Source organism: Mycobacterium sp. TKK-01-0059, from assembly GCF_000709305.1.
GTDB classification, from domain to species: domain Bacteria; phylum Actinomycetota; class Actinomycetes; order Mycobacteriales; family Mycobacteriaceae; genus Mycobacterium; species Mycobacterium intracellulare.
In genome coordinates, this window is the sequence record NZ_KL446993.1 from 1,152,236 (window position 1) to 1,173,801 (window position 21,566).

Genomic DNA, 21,566 nt, shown 5'->3' on the forward strand with positions numbered 1-21,566 from the left:
TCGGTTGGGTATCGCTTCTGGTCGTCTCTGATGTCAACGCAAGCCCCGTCTCACGAAAGCCACCCTGCCGCATCCGCGGCCCAATAGGTGAGAACGATATCGGCTCCGGCGCGCCGGATGCTCGTCAATGATTCCAGCGCCGCCGCGCGCTCGTCGATCCAATTGTTCGCGGCCGCAGCGCAAATCATCGCGTACTCCCCCGACACCTGATAGGCGGCCACCGGCACCGGCGAAATCGAGGCCGCCGCCGACACAACGTCCAGATAACCCATCGCCGGCTTCACCATCACGATGTCGGCGCCCTCGTCCAGATCGAGCTGGATCTCGCGGAGCGCCTCGCGGGAATTGCCCGCCTCCTGCTGATAGGTGCGCCGGTCGCCGGAGAGGCTGGAACTGACCGCTTCGCGGAACGGGCTGTAGAACGCCGATGCGAACTTGGCGGCGTAGGCGAGGATCGCCACGTCGGTATGGCCGGCCGCGTCCAGCCCGTCGCGAATCGCGCCCACCTGACCGTCCATCATCCCGCTCGGACCTACCACGTGCGCGCCCGATTCCGCTTGCGCCACAGCGAGTTTCACATATCGGGCCACGGTCGCGTCGTTGTCGACCCGACCGCGGTCGTCGAGGACGCCGCAGTGGCCGTGATCGGTGAACTCGTCCAGGCAGGTGTCGGCCATCAGCACGGTGGCCTCGCCGAGGTCCTTGGCCAGGTCGCGCAGGGCGACGTTGAGGATGCCGTCGGGATCGGTGCCGGCCGACCCCACCGCGTCCTTGTCCTCATCACGCGGCACACCGAACAGCATCAGCCCGCCCACCCCGGCGGCGACGGCGCTGGCGGCGGCGCCGCGCAACGAATCGCGGGTGTGTTGGACCACCCCCGGCATCGAGGCGATCGGCCGGGGTTCGTCGATGCCGTCGGCGACGAACATCGGCAGCACCAAATGCCTTGGCTCCAGCGACGTTTGCGCGACCAATCGGCGCAACGCCGGGGTTGAGCGGAGCCGACGCGGACGCTGCCGCGGGTAGGACACTAGCGCCTGCGGCTCTTTTTGCGCGGCGGTGGCAGCGCGCCCTCGGCGCGCAACCGCGCGGCGTGTTCGGCCAAAGCGTCGACCAGCGGACCAACCGCGGCGGTCTCGGGCTGGACATCGACCCGCAGACCGAACTCGGCGGCGGTCTCGGCGGTCTTGGGGCCGATGCAGGCGATGATCGTCCGCGCGTGCGGCTTGCCGGCGATACCGACCAGGTTGCGCACCGTCGAGCTGGACGTGAAGCACACCGCGTCGAACCCGCCGGTCTTGATCATTTCCCGCGTCTCCGCCGGCGGCGGCGCGGCCCGCACCGTCCGGTAGGCGGTGACATCCTCGATCTCCCAACCACGTTCGCGCAGGCCCTCGGCCAGCGTCTCGGTGGCGATGTCGGCCCGCGGCAGCAAGACCCGGTTCACCGGATCGAAAACGCTGTCGTAGGGCGGGAAGTCGTCGAGCAGACCCAGCGAGGACTGCTCACCGGCCGGCACTAGCTCGGGGCTGATCCCGAACGCCCGGACCCGGTCGGCGGTCGACTCGCCCACGCATGCGATCTTCACTCCGGAGAACGCGCGCGCGTCCAGCCCGAACTCGCCGAACTTCTCCCACACCGCACGCACCGCGTTGGTGGAGGTGAACACCACCCACTGGAAGCGGCCGTCGACCAATCCCTTGACGGCCCGTTCCATCTGCGCGGGGCTGCGTGGCGGCTCGACGGCGATGGTCGGCACCTCGATCGGCAGCGCGCCGTAGGACGTCAGCCGCTCGCTCATTTCGCCGGCCTGGTCCTTGGTGCGGGGCACCAGCACGGTCCAGCCGTACAGGGCGCGGCTCTCCCACCAGTTCAGCTTCGCCCGGCTCGACACCGTCTTGCCGATGGTCACCACCAGCGGACCGGTCAGGGGGCCCGCCGGGTCGGTTCCACCCAGCACGGCCGAGTCGGTCAGGCCGTGCAGCGTCGTCTCGATGGAACGCTGCTGGCAGGTGGTGCCCTGCGCGGTCACCACGCACGGCGTGTTCTCGGCGAGCTCGTGTTCGATCAGGGTGCGCGCCGCGTCGGCCAGATGCGACGACGTGGCCTGCAGGATCAGCGGCCCCGGCGCCGCGGCCAAAGCCTCCCAATCCACATTGGGGTCGCGCACGTCGGCCACCGTGTGGGAGGAGCCCAGCGGCAGCCCCGCGTACGTCGGGACGGCGTTGGTGGGCGCCAGCCCCGGCACGATCTCGATGTGCAGGTGGCTCCGCGCGATGGCGTTGACCTCGGTGATGACGGCGTCGACCGTCAGCGGGTCACCGGCCACCAGGCGGACCACGTCGACGCCCGTCCGCGCCTCGTGGGTCAGGGTCTTGGCCACCTCGGCGGGGTCACCCAGCGCCGGGCGGATGTCGGGGCCACCGGAGATCACCGCGGGCTGCGTCTGGCCCTGGTCGGCGCCGTCGCCGCTGGAGGCGGCCGGGTCGGCCGGGGCCGGGCCGGAAACCGGCGGCAGGTCTTTGCCGATCAGCGCCAGCACCGGCTCGGGCACGTCAGGGTCGGTGAACACCAGAGCGGCGTTCGTCAGCACCGCCGCGGCCCGGGTCGTCAACAGTCCCGGGTCACCGGGGCCGGAGCCCACGTACGTGATGCGGCCGGGTGTCGGCTTACGCCCTCGCGTCGTCATTGTCGCTCCCACGTAACTCGCATTTAATTTCCTCGCGTCGGGTCTTGCCGCGCTCCGCGCATCAGCTCCCGGGCGCCAAGTTCGAACAGCTCCGCGGCGACCGAAAGCCCAAGCTCTCGTGCTCGACCGGGAGTGCCGATGCCGGACGCGCGGATCACGTCGGACCCGTCCAGCGCCGCCACGCAGCCACGCAGCGACAGCTCTTCGAAGATCCGGCCTTCCTCATCGATGGACTCGACCACTTCAGCGATCGCGCCCACCGGTGCGGAGCAGCCGGCCTCCAGTTCGGCCAACAGAGTTCGCTCCGCGGTGACCGACGCGCGCGTGTCCGCGTCGTCCAGCTCCGCCAGCACCGCCGCCAACCGGGTGTCATCGGCACGGCATTCGACGGCGAGCGCGCCCTGAGCCGGTGCTGGCAACATCTGCACCGGCTCTAGCGTCTCGGTGACGTCATCGAGGCGACCGAGTCGGGCCAGACCCGCCCGGGCCACCACGATCGCGTCAAGATCACCACTGCTTACCCTGTTCAACCTGGTATCTAGGTTGCCTCGTAGGGGGCGGATTTCCAAACCGAGACCCAATGCTCTAAGCTGCGCGGCCCTCCGCGGCGAGGAGGTACCCACCAGCGAACCCGGTGGCAACTCCCCCAGCACCAGTCCGTCCCGGGCTACCACCGCGTCACGCGGGTCGTTGCGCACGGGTATGGCGGCCACAGCAAACCTCGGGTCGTCGGCCGTCGGCAGGTCCTTGTGGGAGTGCACCGCGGCGTCCACGCGGCCCTCTTCCATGGCCTCGCGCAGCGCGGTGGTGAAGACACCCACCCCCAAGGATTCGATGGGGCCCGACGACCGGTCCCCGGCCGTGGTGATGGTCACCAGCTCCGCCGGGTGACCCAGCGCGATGAGGGCGTCTCTGACGACGCCGGCCTGGGTGGTGGCCAGCAGGCTGCCCCGCGTGCCTATCCGGATCACGTTCGCCAATCGGCTACTCGGCAGGTTGCTGCGGGGGGCCCGCGTCGAAACCGTTTGCGATGACTGGCAATTCGCCCGCGGCCACGGCGTCGACGGCGGTCTGGTCGAGTTCGAAAAGCTCGCGCAACGCCTCGGCGTAGCTGTCGCCGCCGGGGGCGCTGGCGAGCTGCTTGATGCGCACCGTGGGGGCGTGCAGCAGCTTGTCCACCACCCGCCGCACAGTGCGGGCGACCTCTTCGCGCTGCGCGCTGGCGAGCCCGGGGAGCCGGTTGTCCAGGCGCAGCAGCTCGGCTTCGACCACATCGGCGGCGCGCTGGCGCAGCGCCGTCACCGTCGGGGTGACCTCGGCCATCCGCTGGCCGGCCAGGTAGGCGGCAACTTCGGTGGCCACGATGGTGCGGGCCGCGTCGACGTCGGCCGCCGCGGCGTGGGCCGAGGGCTCGTGCTGCACGCGGTCCACGTCGACGACCCACACACCGGGCAGACCGGCCACCGCCGGGTCGACGTCGCGCGGCATGCCCAGGTCGCAGATCACCAGCGGGTCCGTAGCTTCGTCCCGGTTCGCGGCCGCGAGCGCGTGGTGCACGTCGGCCAGCGAGACCACCGGGCTCACCGCCCCGGTACAGCTGACCACCACGTCGGCACCCGCCAGGACGTCGGTCAGCCGCTCCAATGGCAGCGCGTCGGCCCGCACACCGGTTTCGCGGATCTTGCGGACCAGGCGCTGCGCCCGGGACAGCGACCGGTTGAGTACGTGGACCTGGGTGATACCGGCGCGAGACAGATGCGCCGCGGCCAGGGCGCCCATCGCCCCGGCGCCGACCAGCACGGCGGTCCGGCCCGACAGACCGCCCAGCCGGCGTTCGGCCATGTTCAGGGCAACCGACACCACGGAGGCGCCGGCGGCGTCGATGGCGGTCTCGGAATGCACCCGCTTGCCGACCGAGAGCGCGCGTTGGGCCAGCTCGTGCAGGACGCGGCCGACGGTGCGATTGGTCTCGGCGGTGGCGTACGCGCGGCGCACCTGACCGAGCACCTGCTGCTCTCCGATCACCGCCGAATCCAGGCCGCTGGCTACCGCGAACAGATGCTCGACGGCGGCCTCGCTGTACCGGACGTAGGCGTATTTGGTGAGGTCGGTCATCGACATCCCGGAATGCTCCGAGAGCACCTGTCCGATCACCGCGAGCCCGCCGTGGAACGCATCCACCACCGCATAGACCTCGACCCGGTTGCATGTCGACAGCACCATCGCCTCGGTCACCAGCGGCGACTGCAGCACCCGGTCGACGATCTTGCCTTGATCGGACTCGTCGATGCTGAGTTGTTCCAGGACGGAGACCGGCGCACTGCGGTGCGAAACCCCGAAGAGCAAGACGCTCACGGCAGCATCACCTGGCCAGCTCCCTTGCATCTCCCAGTAACTGAACTGCTGTCCACGGTAAACGTTTATCAGCTGGGCTACCAAATAATTGCCCCGCGGCCACCCGGCCGCCTCGTCAGCGGGCGAGATCCGCGCGCAGCCGGGGCTCGTCGAGCTCCCAGTAACTGTGTTCGCGCCCGTCGAGCAGGACCACCGGCAGCCGGTCACCGAACTCGGCGCGCAGCGCGGGGTCGCCGTCCGCGGCCGCGGCGTCGACGTCGGTCGTCGACAGATCGAAGCCCAGCTCACCGGCCAAAACGACCAGCCGGGCGTGGATGCGCTCGCAGATGGTGCACCCGTCGCGGGTCAACAACTCCACCTGCGGGCGGCCGGTCGCTCGGGTCATGGGAATCAGTGTGTCATCAGCGACTTGTGGGGGCGTCTACCAGGAGTTATGTTCCGGCTATGGCCGACAACACGGTGCGGGTCGATCCGGTGGTGATGCAGGGCGCCGCCGTCTCGCTGAGCGGTGCGGCCGAGCATCTTTCGGCCCAGCTGTCCCAGCTCGACGATCAGGTGGGCCAGATGCTGGGTGGTTGGCAGGGCGCGGCCGGGGGGGCCTATGCCTCGGCATGGGAGCTGTGGCACAAGGGCGCCCGCGAGGTCGAGATCGGGTTGTCGATCCTGGCGCGCCTGGTGGGCCAGGCTGGGGGCGCGTATGAGAGCAACGAGTCCGCCTGCGCCCAGGCCGAGCGGGCGGTGCGCGATGGCTGAGGCGTTTCGGGTTGATCCGCAGGCGTTAGCCGACGCGGTGCAGCGGATGGCGGCGTTTCAGCGCTACGCCGAAGATATGGTTGCCGAAATCGATTCTCGCGTAACGCGTTTGCATGGGACGTGGACGGGAGAGGCCGCGGCGGCCCATGCCGAGGCGCATCAGCACTGGGTGCGCGGCGAGGCGATGATGCGCGAGGCGCTGGCGCAACTGGAGAAGGTGGCCACGACAGCGCACGGCAACTACACCGGCGCGATGTCGACGAATCTCGGTATGTGGTCGTGAATACATGGCGCCGCTGGCGTGTGACCCGACTGCCCTAGATCGCGCCGGCGCCACGGTACTGTCCACCGGCGAGTCGCTGGGATCGGTGATCTCGGGCCTGACCACGGCGCTCGCCGGCAGCGTGGGCATGGCCGGTGACGATCCCGTCGGTGCGGCGCTGGGCCGCACGTACAACGGCGCAGCGGCAAAGGTCATCGAGGCGATGACCAGTACCCGCAACGGACTCTGCAGCATCGGCGACGGCGTGCGGATGTCGGCACACAACTATGCGCACGCCGAGGCGATGTCGGATGTGACGGGCCGCGCCGAAGGCTTGCCGACGCCGCCGGTGACCGCGCCATTGAGCGCGCCGTCGCATCCGCCGTCGGCGGTGGGCGCCGGTAGCAGTGCCCCGGCGGGCTGGAGCTGGGTTGCGCCGTACATCGGAATGATCTGGCCCACTGGCGATTCGGCGAAGTTGCGTGCCGCTGCGGCGGCATGGACGACGGCGGGCGTCAACTTCATGACGACCGAGATCGCGGCCGGTGGCGGGAGCATGGCCGCCATTGCCGGGCAGCAGATTCCCGAGGCCGCGGCCATCAACAAAGCGTTGGCCGATGCGTCCGGAGCCACGGCCAGCGTTGCGCAGCAATGCCAAACGATTGCCGCGCAACTCAACAGTTACGCGGCCCAGATCGACAAGGTGCACGCGGCGATCCTGGATTTGTTGTCCCGCATCTGCGACCCGATGACTGGGATCAAAGAGGTGTGGGACCTCCTGACCGATGAAGACGAAGACGAGATCAAGAGGATCGCCGACGACATCCGGACCGTCGTCAATAACTTTGCGCGGGAAGCCGAAACGCTGGGCGGCCAGATCGAGGCCACGATGTCGGCGGCCGAAACCGCCGCGAAGGATATGGCCCACTGGGCGGATAAAGAGTGGGACCACTTTCTGCACGGGACGCCGGTCGGCAGGGCCCTCAATCAAGTGGGCCAGACCCTGAAAGGCGTCGGCGTCGAGGGCTACGACTTCCTTGAGCAGCTCGCGAAGTTCAGCCCGAACCGGCTCCAGACCGATCCGATCGGCTACGCCAAAGACGTATACGGCATGGTCTCCGGGGCCGCGCCGCTCGTCGGCTTGGGCCCCGACGGAGGGCCCGGCGTCGCCGACTCGTGGAAGGCGCTCGGTAAGGACGTCACTCACTGGGACGAGTGGGGGTCCAACCCCGCCGAAGCGCTCGGCAAGACCCTTTTTGATGGATTGACCTTGGCCTTGCCTGGCGGACCACTCTCCAAGGTGGGCAAAGCGGGAAGCCGGGCGGCCGATGTGCTGAAGGGTTTGAAGAAGCCGCCTGAGATTCCTCAGCCTCCGTCGATCAAGCCGCCGGAGGTCAAACCGCCGGAGGTCAAGCCGCCGGAGCCGGGTCGTCCCGCGCCGGCTCCTTCGGGCAAACCGGCACTGGGCCCCGCCGACGGCCCCCTGCCGCACAGCCCGACGGAATCCAAGCCGCCGGTTGGCGGGACACCGCACAGCGCCGAACCGAAAACGCTTGGGGTCCCGCCGGAATCGGGGGGAAAGCCGCCGGTATCGGCGCCCGCGGAAGGCACGCCACCACATCCGCAGTCGCACGAGGCTGCGCCTACGCGGCTACCACCCGCGGAGCCGGCAGCGGCCGCGCCCGCCGCTTCGGCGCCCGCAGCTTCGATGCCGGCGGCCTCGGCTCCTTCGATGCCATCGATGCCGGAGCCGCCGTCGCTTCCCTCTATCCCAGCGGGCGGCCTCCCTGCCGAAGCACCTCCCGGCCTCGGCGAGGTGCCTCATGGCGGAGAACCCCCTGCCCATCCGCCCGAGCCGCCTGGCGGCGGTTCACACCCGCCCGGCGATGGGAACGGGGCTGACCTTCCTGGTGACGGGGCGCGCCCGTCGGGCTCCGGCCCCAATGAAACTTCAAAGGAGCCGCCATACAGCGGTGACCAACCGCCCGACCAAGGCCAGCATCAACCGGGGGAACTTCCCGGTCACGGGATTCCGCATGACGAGATGCCGCAAGGCGAGAGGCACACAATAAGCGGACATGGAAGTTATGATCCCGACAGCGGTTTCTTTACTGTGCCGAAAGGCTCAAGTATTACGACTTTTGCGGAACACGGCTCGACCATCACTGACTCATTGGGCAATCTCATCGAGACCGGCGGAGACACCTCCGGCGTTTATTCCAAGACTTTTAAAGCCGGTGAGCTTATTCCAAACTACACAATACATCCGCCGGACGGGTTAAACATTTTGGGAGCACCACAAACTGTGACGAGCCCTACCCTCATCAGTAATCTCATCCACGAAAACATGGGCCCCGTCGATTTAGCAGTATGCACATTTGACCCAACTTCGCCGACTGGCAAGGTGTATCACGTGCACGGAATATATGATAAATTCAATGACAAGTTCACGCCATACGAAAGGCATAAACATTGACGGCACCCCACAACGCTGGAATCGATGAACTGATTGATTTCGCTGCTCAACAAAAGTCGCCGCAGGCAGATCGACGTCTTTTTTTGGCACTTCGTGGTATCGAATTGTTTTTCCCTCGAACGACTGTTGAGCACGAGGGAAAGCAACTGAACGCCACCCCGTTGCTCCGATTGCCCGACGGTACAAATGCCATGATGCTATATACATCGGAAGACCACCCAGACCTGCCCAACACCTTCGCCGGAGGTGCTTTCGAAGATGCGCTTGCCGCAGCGCTCGACATGCCGGACCTAGACTGGGTGATCGTCTGCAATCGTACGTCGCAGTGGGTGGGAATTAATAAACAACAAATAACCGAAGTCCTCGATGTTCTGCGATCTAGAGAAACTCACGTGAATAAACTCACTGACCGTCCGCCGGATAACGAGAATGCGGTCGAAGATCTGATAACACGCGCTCTTCACACGCCGCCAGAAAAACTTTCGCCGTCGATCGGGTCTGTCCTGCGAGGACGCGAGCTATTCATTGAGCTAGCGAAAGCGCAAAGCGAAGACGGCCAACCGATTATGAAAACGTTTGCCGTCCAGCACATGCCACGGGTAATACGCGCATACACGACGCGAACACGTCCAGGGATCAGATACGGGGGCATGAAGTGGGAGGCGCTCAAGGATATGCTCAGAACCACCACCGAGCTCGACGGGGTCCAGATCGTCAACAACGCCGATGACTGGGTGATCTTCGATCGTGAATCACTGACCGCCAACGGAACAGACGAATCATAAACGTCTTTGCAGCAGACGCGTCCACATAACAATCAGTCGCCCGCGGTGTCCTCGGCTTCGTCTACTCTCAACCCTGGTGCCAGCTGTTCGGGCAGCTAGGACGATTATCGAAATGATCGAACGCTGACTAGCTGTTGACTCGCACCTCCTTGTCATGATGGGAGTCCTCAATGAGCAAAAGGATTGCCGGTAAGACGTTTTCGACGCCAGAAGAAGCCGGTGTCAGCGCGCCAACAGAAGAAGAATTAGCGCGCGCAAGAAACGCCTTCGACGAATTTCAGGCCAGAGTCGACGCTGTTGCGCCAGAAGACCGCAAAACAGACGTCTCGCCGAAATTTTGGGATGACACATCCGGTACCGAGTGGGATCCCAACAAGGAAGCTTAAGGCCGTTTCCTGCACTGACGCCCACGGACAAGTCTTGTCGCGCCCCGACCAACCCGGCCTGCCCAGCCACGAGTGTGACGGTGCAGTCACACTCGGCGTCGAACGTGACGCCAGCGTCACGTTCGGCAGGCCGAGGCATCAGCCCGGCAGCCATAACCGCCCCCACGCCAACTGCCCGATAGGGTTGGATATCGGGCACCCGCCGGGTCACCAGGCACCACAGCGATCTAGGAGGTTGGGCGATGACTTCCTTTGACCCGGTCAACGCAGACCACACCGGTTACGTTGACTTGGAGTCGCTGGGCGCGGACGCCAGCGCGGCCCGCGCGATCGAGGGCATGCAGGAGGAAGCCGCCGCCACCCCGGACCGTCCGCAACCCCCGGTCGACCTCACCGCCGCCGCCTTCTTCGACGTCGACAACACCTTGGTGCAGGGCTCCTCGGCGGTGCATTTCGGCCGCGGGCTGGCCACGCGCAACTACTTCACCTATCGCGATGTGATCGGATTCATCTACGCCCAGGCCAAGTTTCAGGTCCTTGGCAAGGAGAACAGCAACGACGTCGCCGCGGGCCGGCGCAAGGCGCTCGCCTTCATCGAAGGCCGGTCGGTCGAGCAGCTGGTGGCCCTGGGCGAGGAGATCTACGACGAGATCATCGCCGACAAGATCTGGCCCGGCACTCGCGAGCTGACCCAAATGCATCTCGACGCCGGCCAGCAGGTGTGGCTGATCACCGCCACGCCCTACGAGCTCGCCGCGACCATTGCGCGACGGCTCGGCCTGACCGGCGCGCTGGGCACCGTCGCGGAATCGGTCGACGGCGTCTTCACCGGCAGGCTGGTCGGCGACATCCTGCACGGCACCGGCAAGGCGCACGCGGTGCGGTCGCTGGCCATCCGCGAGGGGCTCAACCTGAAACGCTGCACCGCCTACTCCGACAGCTACAACGACGTGCCCATGCTGTCGCTGGTGGGGACCGCGGTCGCCATCAATCCCGACGCCCGCCTGCGCGCCCTGGCCCGGGAGCGCGGATGGGAGATTCGCGACTTCCGCACCGCTCGCAAAGCGGCCCGGATCGGGGTGCCGTCGGCGTTGGCGCTGGGCGCGGCCGGCGGTGCGCTGGCCGCGGTGGCCTCTCGACGGCAATCACGCTGATAGGCTGCGCCGCGCAGACATCTTCGAGCGGAGAGCACAGCGGCATGACAACCCCCAAAGAAGCCGAAGGACTCATCGGCAGCCATTACCGCGCACCTGACTACTTCGAGGTCGGGCGCGAAAAGATCCGGGAGTTCGCCCTGGCGATCAAGGACGACCACCCGGCGCATTTCGACGAGAATGAATCCCGGAAGGCCGGGTATACCGACATGGTGGCGCCGTTGACGTTCCTCGCGATCGCCGGGCGCCGCGTTCAGCTGGAGATCTTTACCAAGTTCAGCATCCCCATCAACATCGCCAGGGTCATTCACCGCGACCAGAAGTTCAAGTTCTACCGCCCGATCCTGGCTCACGATAGGCTTTTCTTCGACACCTACCTAGACTCGGTGATCGAGTCCCACGGCACCGTGCTGGCGGAAATCCGCAGCGAAGTGACCGATGCCGATGGAAAGCCGATCGTCACCAGCGTTGTCACAATGCTGGGGGAAGCCGCAAACCAAGCCGAGACCGAGGCAACCGCCGCGGCGGTCGCATCAATATCCGCAGGAAAGTTAGGGGCGTTGTAAATGTCACTACAGGGGGAAACCGGAACGCAGCTGCACCCGCCGGTCGAGGCGGTGCGATCGCACTACGACAAGTCGAACGAGTTCTTCAAGCTGTGGCTTGACCCGTCGATGACCTACAGCTGCGGTTACTTCGACGAAAACCCGGACCCACAGAATCTGACCAAGACGCTGGAAGAGGCGCAGTACGCCAAGCGCAAGCTCGCGCTGGACAAGCTGAACCTCGAGCCCGGCATGACGCTGCTCGACATCGGCAGCGGCTGGGGCTCGACGATGCGGCACGCGGTGGCGGAGTACGACGTCAACGTAATCGGGTTGACGCTGAGCGAGAACCAGTACGCCCACTGCGTGGCCGAGTTCGACAAGATGGACAGCCCCCGCCGTAAAGAGGTGCGGATCCAGGGCTGGGAGGAATTCCCCGGCGACGTGCCGATCGACCGGATCGTGTCGCTGGGCGCGTTCGAGCACTTCGCCGACGGCGCCGGTGACGCCGGGTACGAGCGCTACGCCACCTTCTTCAAGAAGTACTACGACCTGCTGCCCGACGACGGCCGCATGCTGCTGCACTCGATCGTGGTCCCCACCCGCGAAGAGGGCAACGCGATGGGCTTGAAGGTCAACATGACCCTGCTGCGGTTCATCAGCTTCATCTTGAAGGAGATCTACCCGGGCGGAAAGCTGCCCCAGGTCGACCTGGTCGACAAGTACGCGACGGACGCGGGTTTCAAGATCGAGCGACACCACTTCATCGGCAAGAACTACGTGCCGACCCTAACCGCCTGGGGCGATGCGCTCGAGGCGCACAAGGAAGAGGCGATCGCCCTCAAGGGGCAGGAGACCTACGACATTTACCTGAAGTACCTGAGGGGCTGCTCGGATCTGTTCCGCGACGGCTACACCAACGTCTGCCAGTTCACCATGGTGAAGTAGTCGACTACTTCAAAGGTCAACGCCGCCACGGGTTTCCGTGGTGGCGTTTCCTTTTGGGCGCGCCGCGGCTCAGCCGAAGAAGATGTTGCGGCGGCCGGCCAGCAACCGGTACAGCGTCTGCTGGATGGTCTCGCGCACCTGATCGGTCAGCTCGAAAGTGACCATCGGGTCGTCGGCGTCGGAGGCCGCGTAGTCGTCGGTGTAGATCGGCTCACCGAAGGCGATGTGCCATTTCGACGGCAGCGGCACCAGGCCCATGGGCCCGGCCAGCGGGAACAGCGGCGTGATCGGGAAGTACGGCAGTCCGAACAGCCGTGCCAGCAACTTGACGTCGGTCAGCATCGGGTAGATCTCTTCGGAACCGATGATCGAGCAGGGGATGATCGGCGCCTTGGTCCGCAGCGCGGCGGTGACGAATCCACCGCGGCCGAACCGCTGCAGCCGGTAGCGGTCCTCGAAGCGCTTCCCCAGCCCCTTGTAGCCCTCGGGGAACACGGCGGTGAGCTCGCCGGCGGCGAGCAGCCGGTGCGCGTCCGTCGTGCAGGCCATGGTGTGGCCGGCTTTGCGAGCCGCTTCGCCCACCACGGGCAGGTCGAACACCATGTCGGCGGCGAGCAGCCGCAGCTCGCGGTGCGCGGGGTGCTCGTCGTGCACGGCCACCGACAGCATCAGCCCGTCGAACGGCAGCACCCCGGCGTGATTGGCGACCACCAGCGCGGCGCCGTCGGCGGGCAGGTTCTCGATCCCGCTCACCTCGACCCGGAACCAGGACCGGAAGAACACCCGCAACAACGGCCGGACGATCGCGCTGTTGAAGTGCGGATCGAAACCGAACTCGTCGACGCTGTAGTCACCCGTCAGCCGCTGGCGGAGGAATGCGGCCACCGACGCGACGCGCTGCGCCAGCTCATTCAGCGGTGCCTCGCCGGGCGATGCCCCCGCGGCACGGCGGTGCTCGTCGATTTCGCGAACCACCGCGGCGATCTGCTCCGCCGAGGCGCGGCCGCGCGGATCGGTCAGTAACGAGGGGTGCTGGCGGGCTGACTCTGCCCTCTGGTCGGCTCTCCGACGCGCTGCGACACGGCCCCGATTCGTATGCAGTGGAATGACATTCGCTCTGGTTTCACCCGCCACGATACCTACCTGACCCCACCCCACGGAATTGGATTTCGGCTACCCCAGCGCTGGGCTAGAGATATGGCGCGACTCTCCAAGGAGCGTACCCGATGTGGGTCGATTATGGGAGTCAGGCCTCGGCCGCGAACATAGTCGTCAAAGGCCTCCGCCGTCGTCCATTTCGGCTGGTAGTTGAGTTCCGAGCGCATCCGGCTGGTGTCCATGACGCGGCCGTAACTCAAATAATCGAACTGATCGCGACTGATCTCGTTGTAGCGGTTGGCGCGGCGCAACGAGTCCAGGGCCCAGACACCGAAACCCGGTACGGGCAAAGGGATTCGGCCCGCCCGACGGATCGCCTGCGACAGCATGATGATGCCGTCGGCGCCGATGTTGAACGTTCCCGCCTTGCCGGCCATGGCCGCGCGCTCCAGCGCGCCGAGGGCGTCCTGCTCGTGCAGCAACTGCAGCCGGGCGTCGCGGCCGAACATCGTCGGCACCAACGGCCCGGCAAGATAACGCGACAGCGTGGTGTCCATCGCCGGGCCGATCATGTTGGCCAGCCGCAAGATCGTCACGGCGATGTCGGGCCGGCGCCGCCCCAATCCGCGCGCATAGGCCTCGATGTCGAGGCTGTCCTTGGCGAAACCGTCGCGGAACGGACGACGGCTGGTGCTGTCCTCGGTGAACATCACCGGATCGTGGGCGCTCGAGCCGTACACCTCCGACGTCGACTTGAGCACCACGCGGCGCACCGAGGGCGCCTTTTGACAGGCCGCGAACAGCTGCATCGCGCCCATCACGTTGATTTCTTTCAACGCCGCGGTGCCGCCGGACCGCGGAGCGTACGACGTGGCCGCCGCGTGCACCACGGTGTCGACGTCGCCGTTGCGAATCACCTTGGCAATGAAGGGATTACGGATGTCGGCGCGGACGAACTCGGCGCGCCCCATCCGGCGCAGCATGTCCTTGCTGGGGGCGATCGCGTCCACCGCGATGACCCCTTTGATCATCGGGTTCTGCGCGAGCCGAGCCGTCAGGTAGCCGCCCAGAAACCGGCAGGCACCGGTGACCAGCACGATTTTGGGGTAATGCGCCGCGTTGCCGGCGCTATCGTCCGGCCCGGTGTTCTCCCCATTCGACCCATCCACCCGGTCAGCCTAGCGGTCGGCGAGACGGCGGCACTATGGCGCGAAGCGACCAGTTAGGGCCTTTTTACGGTGGCCTTATGGCGGCCTTAGGAAGGCCGCCGCGGGAGTTACTTGCCGAGTTTTCTGCGCTGCACCCGGGTGCGACGCAGCAGCTTGCGGTGCTTCTTCTTCGACATACGCTTGCGCCGCTTCTTGATTACTGAACCCATGAACTCCGCTATCTAGACCGAGACCTGCTTCAAAGAATGGACCCGGACACTTTACCCAGCCGGACGCACCCAACGCCAAACCGCGTCGCGTGATCGCCGCCGAGCCGCGAAGCCAGGTGCCGCCCGCGAGCGGCCACCGGTTCGGGTCAGCCCGCGTCGAAGTAGGACGTCTCCAGCATGTCGTGGACGGCCTTGGCGTGCACCCGGAAGGACCGACCCACCCGGACCGCGGGTAGTTCGCCGTTGTGCACCAACCGGTAGACCGTCATCTTGGAGACCCGCATCAACGCGGCCACCTCGGCGACGGTGAGAAATTGCGTCCTGCCCTGCTGGCCATCGACGGAACCGGTGTCCCGCGGCTTACCTGCAGAATCTCGCGTTGATGGCCCATTCGTAGACGTCATCGCTACCCAATCGTGTCAGGCACGCGCATGCCAGCGGCTTCCCCTCCGCTGGCACCGACACGTGCTTACAAAGAGGAGAATAGCGGGACTGATGGGGTTACTGGTACTGGTGGGGGACAATCAGTTGAAAAATCTTGGATTACTCTGATGTAATTCTTAGCTGCTCAGAGCGCATTTTGGCGGCCTGAACCGCCGCATCCACGGCCGCTCGCAGGCCTCCCCGTTCCAGCTCACGCAGGGCCGCCGCGGTGGTGCCGCCGGGGGACGTCACGGTCGCCCGCAGCTGCGTCGCGGTGGCGTCCACCCGCATCCCGGACGCCTCGGCCTCGGAAAGCCGGCGATCGGCGTCCATCCGTTCCAGCAGCATCGCCGCCGCGCCGGCCATGGTCTGCGCGGTCAGATCGCCCGCCACCTCGCGGCTCAGCCCCGCCGCAACGCCGGCGTCGATGAGCGCCTCGACCATCAGGAAGAAATACGCGGGACCCGAGCCCGACAACGCGGTGACGGCGTCCATTTGGCCCTCGGGGACGCTCAGCACCCCGCCGACGGAGTCGAACAGGGCCGAGACGCCCTCCAGCTGCGGCGGGGTGACGAACCTGCCCTTGGCCAGGGCCGTGACGCCCGCGCCGACCAGCGCCGCGGTGTTCGGCATGGCCCGCACCACCGGCGTTCCGGCCGGGAGTTTGGCTTCGAAGTAGGCGATGGTGACACCGGCCGCGACCGTGACGAAGACCTGCTCGGCGGTATCGCTCTCCGCCGCCGCGGCCGCCCGCGCGACCTCCGACATCACCGACTCCACGTCGGCGGGCTTCACCGCGACCACGACGAACGACGCGTTTTCCACCGCCTCGGCCACCGACGTGATCAGCACCGAATAGGTGTCGGCCAGATACTTGGCGCGCTCGGGCACCCGCTCGACCACCACCAGGTCCTTGACCTGCCGGCCCGCGCGCAGCAGACCCGACAGCAGTGCCTCCCCGATGCTGCCGCCACCGATGATCGCGATTCTTGCCATGCCGGACAGCATCGCAGACACCGCCGGCTAGCGAGCGGCAGGGACCAACGCCAGCTGGCGGGCCTGCACCACCAGGCGCCCGAGGCTGTCGACGACCGTGTGGTCCTCGTCGAACCAGTCGTGCCCGATCTCGGTGCAGGTCGCGATGATGCGCAGCCAGCCGTCGGCGGGTAACCCCCGCAGGAAGGCGGTGAGCTGGATGGTGGGCGCCCAACCGGTGCGATCCACGGCGAAGGTCACCGGCGCCGACAGGTCGCCGCACATGAGCGCGAACAGCGCGTCCGGGGCCACGCCGCGGGGGCGCGCCCACATCTGGATCACCGGCGGGCGCCCGTCGTCGCGGACCTGCATCGTCGACAACACCGGCCGCACGTCGCAACCCTCGCCCAGGTGCACCAGGCCGGCCAGCGGATGCCCGGGGCCGATCGGCTCGATGTCGTCGGGCGGTTCGGGCGTCATCAGGTCGGCCACCGGGTTGGCCGACAGCAACGGCTTCACCGCGCCGTCGACCGGGTAATGCTCGGGCTCGCCGAGGTTGACCACGGCGTGCACCGCGGTGCGGTCACCCTGGGTGAGCTCGACATCCACGACACTGATCCGGCGGCCGCGCTTGCGGATCGACGTGACCAACTGCACCGGCCCCGGATCGGGCGCCCACAGGAAGCTCGCGGACACGGCGACCGGTTGCAGGTCCGGCCCGGCCGGCTGTCCGCCGCAGGCGGTGCGCGCGGCGTTGGCGCACAGGGCCAGCATCGCGCCGCCGTGCACCTTGGGACCGATGGTCCAGCGCTTGTCGAGCTCCCCTTCGTAAACGCCGGAACCGGCCTCCCGCAACGACATTGCGGTGGTGAATAACGCGTTCATGGACTTTTGCGGGTCTCCTGAATGATCAGCGGAGCAGATGCGTGCGGGCGAACTGCAGCGACTCGGCGAGCATGGCTTCGCGCTCATTGGCTGAGCGCGCGCTGGACGTCGACACCTCCAGGATGACGTGCCCGGCGAACTGGCCGCCGGCCAGCATCTGGCACACCTCGGCGGTGGGTTGGGTGCCGCGCCCGGGCACCAGGTGCTCGTCGGCGGGCAGACCATTGCCGTCGCACAGGTGCAGGTGGACCAGGCCGGCACCCATCCGCTGGGCCATGTCCAGCGAGTCGGTGCCCGCCGTCGCGGTGTGGGACAGGTCCAGCGTGTAGTGCGCGTGGTTGCCGTCGAGCGGGTCGTAGGAGGGCGCGAACGCCGAAATCGCCGGGCCGGGGCCGCCGCCCCGCCGGCGCATCCGTTCCAGCGACTGGCCGGCCCCGAAGAGCCGGTCCGCCCGGAACGGGAACATGTTCTCCACCGCGACCATCACGTCGCTCGACGCTTCCAGCTTCGCCACCTGCTCGCTGAACCCCTCGGCGTAGCGCCGCTGCCAGCGAAATGGCGGATGCACGACGACGGTCTGCGCGCCCAGCTGTTCGGCGACGCGCACGCTGCGGTCCAGCTTTGGGATCGGGTTGGGGCCCCACACCCGTTGCGAGATCAGCAGGCACGGCGCGTGCACCGACAACACCGGCACGCGATAGCGCCTGGACAGCTTCTTGACCGCCGCGACGTCCTGGCTCACTGACTCGGCCCAGACCATCAGCTCGACGCCGTCGTAGCCGAGCCGGGCTGCGTACTCGAAGGCGGCCTCGGCCCGCAACGGATACACCGAAGCCGTGGAGAGGCCGACTTTGATGGCTGGGCGCACTGGATGTGGGCGCCGCTAGCCCGACTGCAACGACAGCGCCAGGGGCCCCAGGGTGATCAGCGCACCCACCGCGACCGCGATCAACGTGCTGGCGATGTCCTCGGTTTTGCGGACCACCCGAACCCCGACCACCAGGCCGAGGATGACCAGCACCGAGAGCACCAGCGCCACGATGCTGTTCCAGCGCCACAGTTGGTCGAAGGCCACGAACAGCCCGCCGCCGAACGCGACCGCCAGGATCGACTGCAGCACAACCACGGCGCCGCGCCACAGCGCGTCGAGCCTCCCCTCCGCCGGGTGAGAGTCGGCGCCCTCCGCATGAGCGTCCTCGTCCTCGAGGCCGAGCAATCCGGTGTCGAGCGACCCCGCGCGCGCGGCGTCCCCGTCCTCGCCCAGATCCTCGTCCAACGAGCCCGAGGACCGCAGGTAGGAGCGCACGTAGGCGGAGTCCTCCAGTGCGGGTTCGGCTTCACGCACGTCGGAATCCATCACGTCGACGGGGATGTCGGCGTAATGGTCCATCGGATCAGGACTCATGTCCTCGGCGCCGGAGGGCTCCTCGGGCCGGGCGGTCCCGTTGGCCAAGGGCCGCGGGTAGGCGCTGCGCTCAGGGCCCGGCACCCGCTTGGGCTGCGGCGGCGACTTGGGCCAGCGCGGCTCGGGCTCGGACCAGTAGGCGGTCTTGGGCTTGTCTTCGGTCACCGGCTCGGCGGCGACGTCCTCGGCGGGTTCGACGGCCTCGATGGTGTCGCTAGCGCCGTGTTCGGCGTCGTCGTCGTCGCGGACCACCGGGATTTCGCCGGTGAGCTCGGCGACGGTCACCGCGTCGCTGTCACCGCGGCGACGGCGGCGCCGCCGGGTGACCGCCGGGGCGCCGATGGTCCCGTTTCTGGCCAGCAATTCGGCCACCGAGATCGGCCGAGTGCCCGGGCTCTCGGTCTCGGAGTGCGGTCCGGTCATGGTTTGTCGCCTCTCGATCGGTGCTGATTCCGATCAACTACCTGACCTCCAGCATTACGCACCGACGGGCCCATGAGGGCAGTTCCGTCGGCTTCACTGTCGAGTTTGCGCAGAATGAGACCTTCCCGTAATGCCCACGGGCAAATATCCACCACTTCGATCGACAGCGCTCGCATGCTCGCCTCCGCCACCAGCGCACCCGCCACAATCTGCGGGGCGCGCTCGGCGCTCACTCCTTCCAGTTCCGCCCGGTCAGCGGTCGTCATCCTAGAGATGAAAGATATGAGTTGCCTGAGGCCGTTTGCTGTCAGCGTCCTCTTGACCCGCGGTCCGGCGCCCGACGGGGCAGCGCCGGTGAGCCGCGCCAACGAGCGGAACGTCTTCGACGACGCCACCGCCAGGTCGGGACTGCCGGCGTCGAGGATCTTCGCGCTGGCCTCGGCGAGTTCGGCGTCCAGCCAATCCCGCAGCATCGCCACCCGGCGCCGCCCGGGCGGATCGTCGGGCAACCACTCGCGGGTCAGCCGGCCGGCGCCCAGCGGCAGCGACATCGCGACTTCGGGCTCCTCGTCCAGGCCGCTGGACATCTCCAGCGAGCCGCCACCGATGTCGAGGTTGATGATCCGCCCCGCGCTCCACCCGTACCAGCGGCGCACCGCCAAAAAGGTCAGCCGCGACTCGTCGACTCCGGTCAGCACCCGCAACTCGACGCCGGTCTCCTTGCGCACCCGGCTCAGCACGTCGTCGGAGTTGCCGGCGTCACGGACCGCCGAGGTGGCGAAGGCCATCAGCTCCTCGCAGCCCGAACTGTCGGCGATCTTGGCGAATTCGTCGATTGTGGAGATCAGCTTCTCGGCACCACGTTTGGTGATCTTGCCGGCGCTGTCGGTGGCCTCGGCCAGCCGCAGGGTGGCCTTCGTCGAACTCATCGGCGTCGGATGACCGCCCCGGTGGGCATCGACCACCAGGAGATGCACCGTGTTGCTGCCCACGTCGAGAACGCCCAATCGCACGTAGACAACCTAACGGGGCGTCGCCGGCAGGGTTTTGCGCGACCCGGTTAACCCACCGTGATCACGGCCATACCGGCGGCGAGTGTCAGCGGCGCGGCCGCGCCGAAATGTGGTCTAACGTGGACTCCGTGGCGAATTCGCACCCAGAACCCGGACAGCCGGGCCACGAGGTCGAACTGGATTTCGCCCGCGAATGGGTGGAGTTCTACGACCCCGACAACCCCGAGCACCTGATCGCCGCCGACCTGACCTGGCTGCTCTCGCGGTGGACGTGTGTGTTCGGCACGCCCGCCTGCCAGGGCACGGTCCAGGGCCGCCCGGACGACGGATGTTGCTCACACGGCGCGTTCTTGTCCGACGACGACGACCGCGCCCGCCTCGACGACGCGGTGAAAAAGCTAACCGCCGCCGACTGGCAGTATCGCGAAAAAGGCTTGGGCCGCAAGGGATATCTCGAGCTCGACGAGCATGAGGGCCAGCCCCAGTACCGCACCCGCAAGCACAAGGACGCGTGCATTTTCCTCAACCGGCCCGGCTTCGCGGGCGGCGTCGGCTGCGCGTTGCACAGCAAGGCCCTCAAGCTCGGTGTGCCGCCGCTGACCATGAAGCCGGATGTCTGCTGGCAGTTGCCGATCCGTCGCAGCCAGGAGTGGGTGACCCGGCCCGACGGCACCGAGATCCTCAAGACCTGGGTCACCGAATACGACCGCCGCGGCTGGGGTTCCGGGGGCGCCGACCTGCACTGGTACTGCACCGGCGACCCGGCCGCCCACGTCGGCGCCAAGCAGGTGTGGGAAAGCCTGGCCGACGAACTCACCGAACTGCTGGGCAGCAAGGCCTACGCGGAGCTGGCCGCAATGTGCAAGCGCCGCAGCAAGTTAGGACTCATCGCGGTGCACCCGGCGACTCGCATCGCCGAGTAGCCGCTAGCCCTCCAGCTTGTAGCCCAGGCCCCGCACCGTCACCAGGTGCACCGGGTTGGCCGGGTCGGCTTCGATCTTGGACCGCAGGCGCTTGACGTGGACGTCGAGCGTCTTGGTGTCGCCGACGTAGTCCGCGCCCCATACCCGGTCGATCAGCTGCCCGCGGGTCAGCACCCGGCCGCTGTTGCGCATCAGGTACTCGAGCAGGTCGAATTCCTTGAGCGGCAAGGTGATCGTGTCGCCGTTGACCGACACGACGTGGCGTTCGACGTCCATCCGCACCGGGCCCGACTCGAGCACGCCATCGCTGATCTCGGAGTCGTCCTCGCCGCCGCGGCGCAACACCGCCCGGATCCGGGCGATCAGCTCGCGCGCCGAATAGGGCTTGGTCACATAGTCATCCGCGCCCAGCTCGAGACCCACGACCTTGTCGATCTCACTGTCGCGGGCGGTCACCATGATCACCGGCACGCTGGAACGCGCCCGCAGTTGCTTGCAGACGTCGGTGCCAGACATTCCGGGCAGCATCAGGTCGAGTAGGACGATGTCGGCGCCGGCGCGGTCAAACTCGGCGAGCGCCGCCGACCCGTCGGTCACCACGGTGGCCTCAAAGCCCTCCTTGCGGAGCAGGAACGCCAGCGGATCGGCCAGCGACTCCTCGTCCTCCACGATCAGCACACTGGTCATCAG

General features: G+C 67.2%; 24 protein-coding genes. 9 read left to right on the forward strand and 15 right to left on the reverse strand.

Annotated features, from left to right (window positions below; all coding sequences use genetic code 11):
• Window positions 1-50: 50 nt before the first annotated feature.
• The 5 genes from hemB to K883_RS05740 all read right to left on the reverse strand — a co-directional run bounded on the left by hemB (window position 51) and on the right by K883_RS05740 (window position 5,429).
• Window positions 51-1,031 carry a porphobilinogen synthase gene (hemB, locus tag K883_RS05720; RefSeq protein ID WP_014712428.1) on the reverse strand — a complete coding sequence of 327 codons (981 nt, stop codon included), beginning with the start codon at window positions 1,029-1,031 and terminating at the stop codon, window positions 51-53.
• On the reverse strand, window positions 1,031-2,689 hold the full coding sequence (locus K883_RS05725) for a bifunctional uroporphyrinogen-III C-methyltransferase/uroporphyrinogen-III synthase (protein ID WP_014712429.1): 1,659 nt from the start codon (window positions 2,687-2,689) through the stop codon (window positions 1,031-1,033). The genes hemB and K883_RS05725 overlap by 1 nt, the downstream gene beginning before the upstream one ends.
• Before the next feature lie 23 nt (window positions 2,690-2,712).
• Window positions 2,713-3,660, reverse strand: a complete 948-nt coding sequence (hemC, locus tag K883_RS05730; RefSeq protein ID WP_014712430.1) for a hydroxymethylbilane synthase — start codon at window positions 3,658-3,660, stop codon at window positions 2,713-2,715.
• A gap of 13 nt (window positions 3,661-3,673) precedes the next feature.
• Window positions 3,674-5,044 (reverse strand): glutamyl-tRNA reductase, encoded by a 1,371-nt coding sequence (locus tag K883_RS05735; RefSeq protein WP_014712431.1) that lies wholly within the window; start codon window positions 5,042-5,044, stop codon window positions 3,674-3,676.
• Between the two features lie 115 nt (window positions 5,045-5,159).
• Window positions 5,160-5,429, reverse strand: coding sequence for a glutaredoxin family protein (locus K883_RS05740; protein WP_014712432.1), 270 nt, complete (start codon window positions 5,427-5,429; stop codon window positions 5,160-5,162).
• 59 nt (window positions 5,430-5,488) lie between these two features.
• Here K883_RS05740 and K883_RS05745 point away from each other — a divergent pair, with 59 nt between their 5' ends.
• From K883_RS05745 to K883_RS05775, 8 genes are all read left to right on the forward strand, one after another.
• A complete protein-coding gene (locus K883_RS05745; protein ID WP_036453989.1) occupies window positions 5,489-5,797 on the forward strand; it encodes a WXG100 family type VII secretion target in 309 nt (102 codons plus the stop codon).
• Window positions 5,790-6,080, forward strand: coding sequence for a WXG100 family type VII secretion target (locus K883_RS05750; RefSeq protein WP_014712434.1), 291 nt, complete (start codon window positions 5,790-5,792; stop codon window positions 6,078-6,080). The genes K883_RS05745 and K883_RS05750 overlap by 8 nt, the downstream gene beginning before the upstream one ends.
• Before the next feature lie 4 nt (window positions 6,081-6,084).
• Window positions 6,085-8,535, forward strand: a complete 2,451-nt coding sequence (locus K883_RS05755) for a putative adhesin (protein WP_014712435.1) — start codon at window positions 6,085-6,087, stop codon at window positions 8,533-8,535.
• Window positions 8,532-9,320, forward strand: a complete 789-nt coding sequence (locus K883_RS27445; RefSeq protein WP_036453991.1) for a hypothetical protein — start codon at window positions 8,532-8,534, stop codon at window positions 9,318-9,320. The genes K883_RS05755 and K883_RS27445 overlap by 4 nt, the downstream gene beginning before the upstream one ends.
• A 170-nt stretch (window positions 9,321-9,490) precedes the next feature.
• The gene (locus K883_RS26500) at window positions 9,491-9,706 is read left to right on the forward strand and encodes a hypothetical protein (protein ID WP_081914349.1); all 216 of its coding nucleotides are present in this window, start codon (window positions 9,491-9,493) and stop codon (window positions 9,704-9,706) included.
• 242 nt (window positions 9,707-9,948) lie between these two features.
• Window positions 9,949-10,860 carry an HAD family hydrolase gene (locus K883_RS05765; RefSeq protein ID WP_014712437.1) on the forward strand — a complete coding sequence of 304 codons (912 nt, stop codon included), beginning with the start codon at window positions 9,949-9,951 and terminating at the stop codon, window positions 10,858-10,860.
• A gap of 44 nt (window positions 10,861-10,904) precedes the next feature.
• Entirely contained in the window at window positions 10,905-11,426 is a 522-nt protein-coding gene (locus K883_RS05770; protein WP_008261173.1) for an FAS1-like dehydratase domain-containing protein, read from the forward strand.
• On the forward strand, window positions 11,427-12,353 hold the full coding sequence (locus tag K883_RS05775) for a cyclopropane mycolic acid synthase family methyltransferase (protein WP_008261174.1): 927 nt from the start codon (window positions 11,427-11,429) through the stop codon (window positions 12,351-12,353).
• A gap of 69 nt (window positions 12,354-12,422) precedes the next feature.
• Here the strand turns inward: K883_RS05775 and K883_RS05780 are convergent, their stop codons facing one another.
• The 9 genes from K883_RS05780 to K883_RS05815 form a co-directional block, all read right to left on the reverse strand.
• Window positions 12,423-13,511, reverse strand: coding sequence for a lysophospholipid acyltransferase family protein (locus K883_RS05780; RefSeq protein WP_170320613.1), 1,089 nt, complete (start codon window positions 13,509-13,511; stop codon window positions 12,423-12,425).
• Window positions 13,493-14,620, reverse strand: a complete 1,128-nt coding sequence (locus tag K883_RS05785) for an SDR family oxidoreductase (RefSeq protein ID WP_008261176.1) — start codon at window positions 14,618-14,620, stop codon at window positions 13,493-13,495. Before K883_RS05785 ends, K883_RS05780 begins: the two co-directional genes overlap by 19 nt.
• Before the next feature lie 107 nt (window positions 14,621-14,727).
• Complete coding sequence (locus tag K883_RS26505; protein ID WP_003402602.1) at window positions 14,728-14,829, reverse strand: 30S ribosomal protein bS22; 102 nt, start codon at window positions 14,827-14,829, stop codon at window positions 14,728-14,730.
• 146 nt (window positions 14,830-14,975) lie between these two features.
• Window positions 14,976-15,233: a cell division/environmental response transcriptional regulator gene (locus tag K883_RS05790; RefSeq protein WP_026071177.1), complete on the reverse strand. Its 258-nt coding sequence runs from the start codon at window positions 15,231-15,233 to the stop codon at window positions 14,976-14,978.
• A 139-nt stretch (window positions 15,234-15,372) separates the two neighbouring features.
• Window positions 15,373-16,248, reverse strand: coding sequence for a pyrroline-5-carboxylate reductase (proC, locus tag K883_RS05795; protein ID WP_179945045.1), 876 nt, complete (start codon window positions 16,246-16,248; stop codon window positions 15,373-15,375).
• Window positions 16,249-16,275: 27 nt separating this feature from the next.
• A complete protein-coding gene (locus K883_RS05800; protein ID WP_036453994.1) occupies window positions 16,276-17,112 on the reverse strand; it encodes a thioesterase family protein in 837 nt (278 codons plus the stop codon).
• Window positions 17,113-17,137: 25 nt separating this feature from the next.
• Window positions 17,138-17,980, reverse strand: a complete 843-nt coding sequence (locus tag K883_RS05805) for a sugar phosphate isomerase/epimerase family protein (protein ID WP_036453995.1) — start codon at window positions 17,978-17,980, stop codon at window positions 17,138-17,140.
• 15 nt (window positions 17,981-17,995) lie between these two features.
• Window positions 17,996-18,940: a dihydrolipoyllysine-residue succinyltransferase component of 2-oxoglutarate dehydrogenase complex gene (locus K883_RS05810; protein ID WP_036453996.1), complete on the reverse strand. Its 945-nt coding sequence runs from the start codon at window positions 18,938-18,940 to the stop codon at window positions 17,996-17,998.
• Window positions 18,937-19,953, reverse strand: coding sequence for a Ppx/GppA family phosphatase (locus tag K883_RS05815; protein ID WP_008261202.1), 1,017 nt, complete (start codon window positions 19,951-19,953; stop codon window positions 18,937-18,939). The genes K883_RS05810 and K883_RS05815 overlap by 4 nt, the downstream gene beginning before the upstream one ends.
• Window positions 19,954-20,072: 119 nt before the next feature.
• On the opposite strand from K883_RS05815, the gene K883_RS05820 reads away from it, so the two are divergent.
• A complete protein-coding gene (locus K883_RS05820; RefSeq protein ID WP_036453997.1) occupies window positions 20,073-20,876 on the forward strand; it encodes a hypothetical protein in 804 nt (267 codons plus the stop codon).
• Window positions 20,877-20,879: 3 nt separating this feature from the next.
• Here K883_RS05820 and regX read toward each other — a convergent pair whose 3' ends face one another.
• Window positions 20,880-21,563, reverse strand: coding sequence for a two-component sensory transduction protein RegX (gene regX / locus K883_RS05825; RefSeq protein WP_008261205.1), 684 nt, complete (start codon window positions 21,561-21,563; stop codon window positions 20,880-20,882).
• Between the last annotated feature and the right edge of the window lie 3 nt (window positions 21,564-21,566).

What these genes read in the sequence shown, in the direction of transcription:
- K883_RS05725 (WP_014712429.1), bottom strand. Translation starts at nt 2,689, where the DNA reads ATGACGACGCGAGGGCGTAAGCCGACACCCGGCCGCATCACGTACGTG.
- K883_RS05740 (WP_014712432.1), bottom strand. Translation starts at nt 5,429, where the DNA reads ATGACCCGAGCGACCGGCCGCCCGCAGGTGGAGTTGTTGACCCGCGAC.
- K883_RS05745 (WP_036453989.1), top strand. Translation starts at nt 5,489, where the DNA reads ATGGCCGACAACACGGTGCGGGTCGATCCGGTGGTGATGCAGGGCGCC.
- K883_RS05750 (WP_014712434.1), top strand. Translation starts at nt 5,790, where the DNA reads ATGGCTGAGGCGTTTCGGGTTGATCCGCAGGCGTTAGCCGACGCGGTG.
- K883_RS05755 (WP_014712435.1), top strand. Translation starts at nt 6,085, where the DNA reads ATGGCGCCGCTGGCGTGTGACCCGACTGCCCTAGATCGCGCCGGCGCC.
- K883_RS26500 (WP_081914349.1), top strand. Translation starts at nt 9,491, where the DNA reads ATGAGCAAAAGGATTGCCGGTAAGACGTTTTCGACGCCAGAAGAAGCC.
- K883_RS05765 (WP_014712437.1), top strand. Translation starts at nt 9,949, where the DNA reads ATGACTTCCTTTGACCCGGTCAACGCAGACCACACCGGTTACGTTGAC.
- K883_RS05770 (WP_008261173.1), top strand. Translation starts at nt 10,905, where the DNA reads ATGACAACCCCCAAAGAAGCCGAAGGACTCATCGGCAGCCATTACCGC.
- K883_RS05775 (WP_008261174.1), top strand. Translation starts at nt 11,427, where the DNA reads ATGTCACTACAGGGGGAAACCGGAACGCAGCTGCACCCGCCGGTCGAG.
- K883_RS26505 (WP_003402602.1), bottom strand. Translation starts at nt 14,829, where the DNA reads ATGGGTTCAGTAATCAAGAAGCGGCGCAAGCGTATGTCGAAGAAGAAG.
- K883_RS05790 (WP_026071177.1), bottom strand. Translation starts at nt 15,233, where the DNA reads ATGACGTCTACGAATGGGCCATCAACGCGAGATTCTGCAGGTAAGCCG.
- proC (WP_179945045.1), bottom strand. Translation starts at nt 16,248, where the DNA reads ATGGCAAGAATCGCGATCATCGGTGGCGGCAGCATCGGGGAGGCACTG.
- K883_RS05800 (WP_036453994.1), bottom strand. Translation starts at nt 17,112, where the DNA reads ATGAACGCGTTATTCACCACCGCAATGTCGTTGCGGGAGGCCGGTTCC.
- K883_RS05810 (WP_036453996.1), bottom strand. Translation starts at nt 18,940, where the DNA reads ATGACCGGACCGCACTCCGAGACCGAGAGCCCGGGCACTCGGCCGATC.
- regX (WP_008261205.1), bottom strand. Translation starts at nt 21,563, where the DNA reads ATGACCAGTGTGCTGATCGTGGAGGACGAGGAGTCGCTGGCCGATCCG.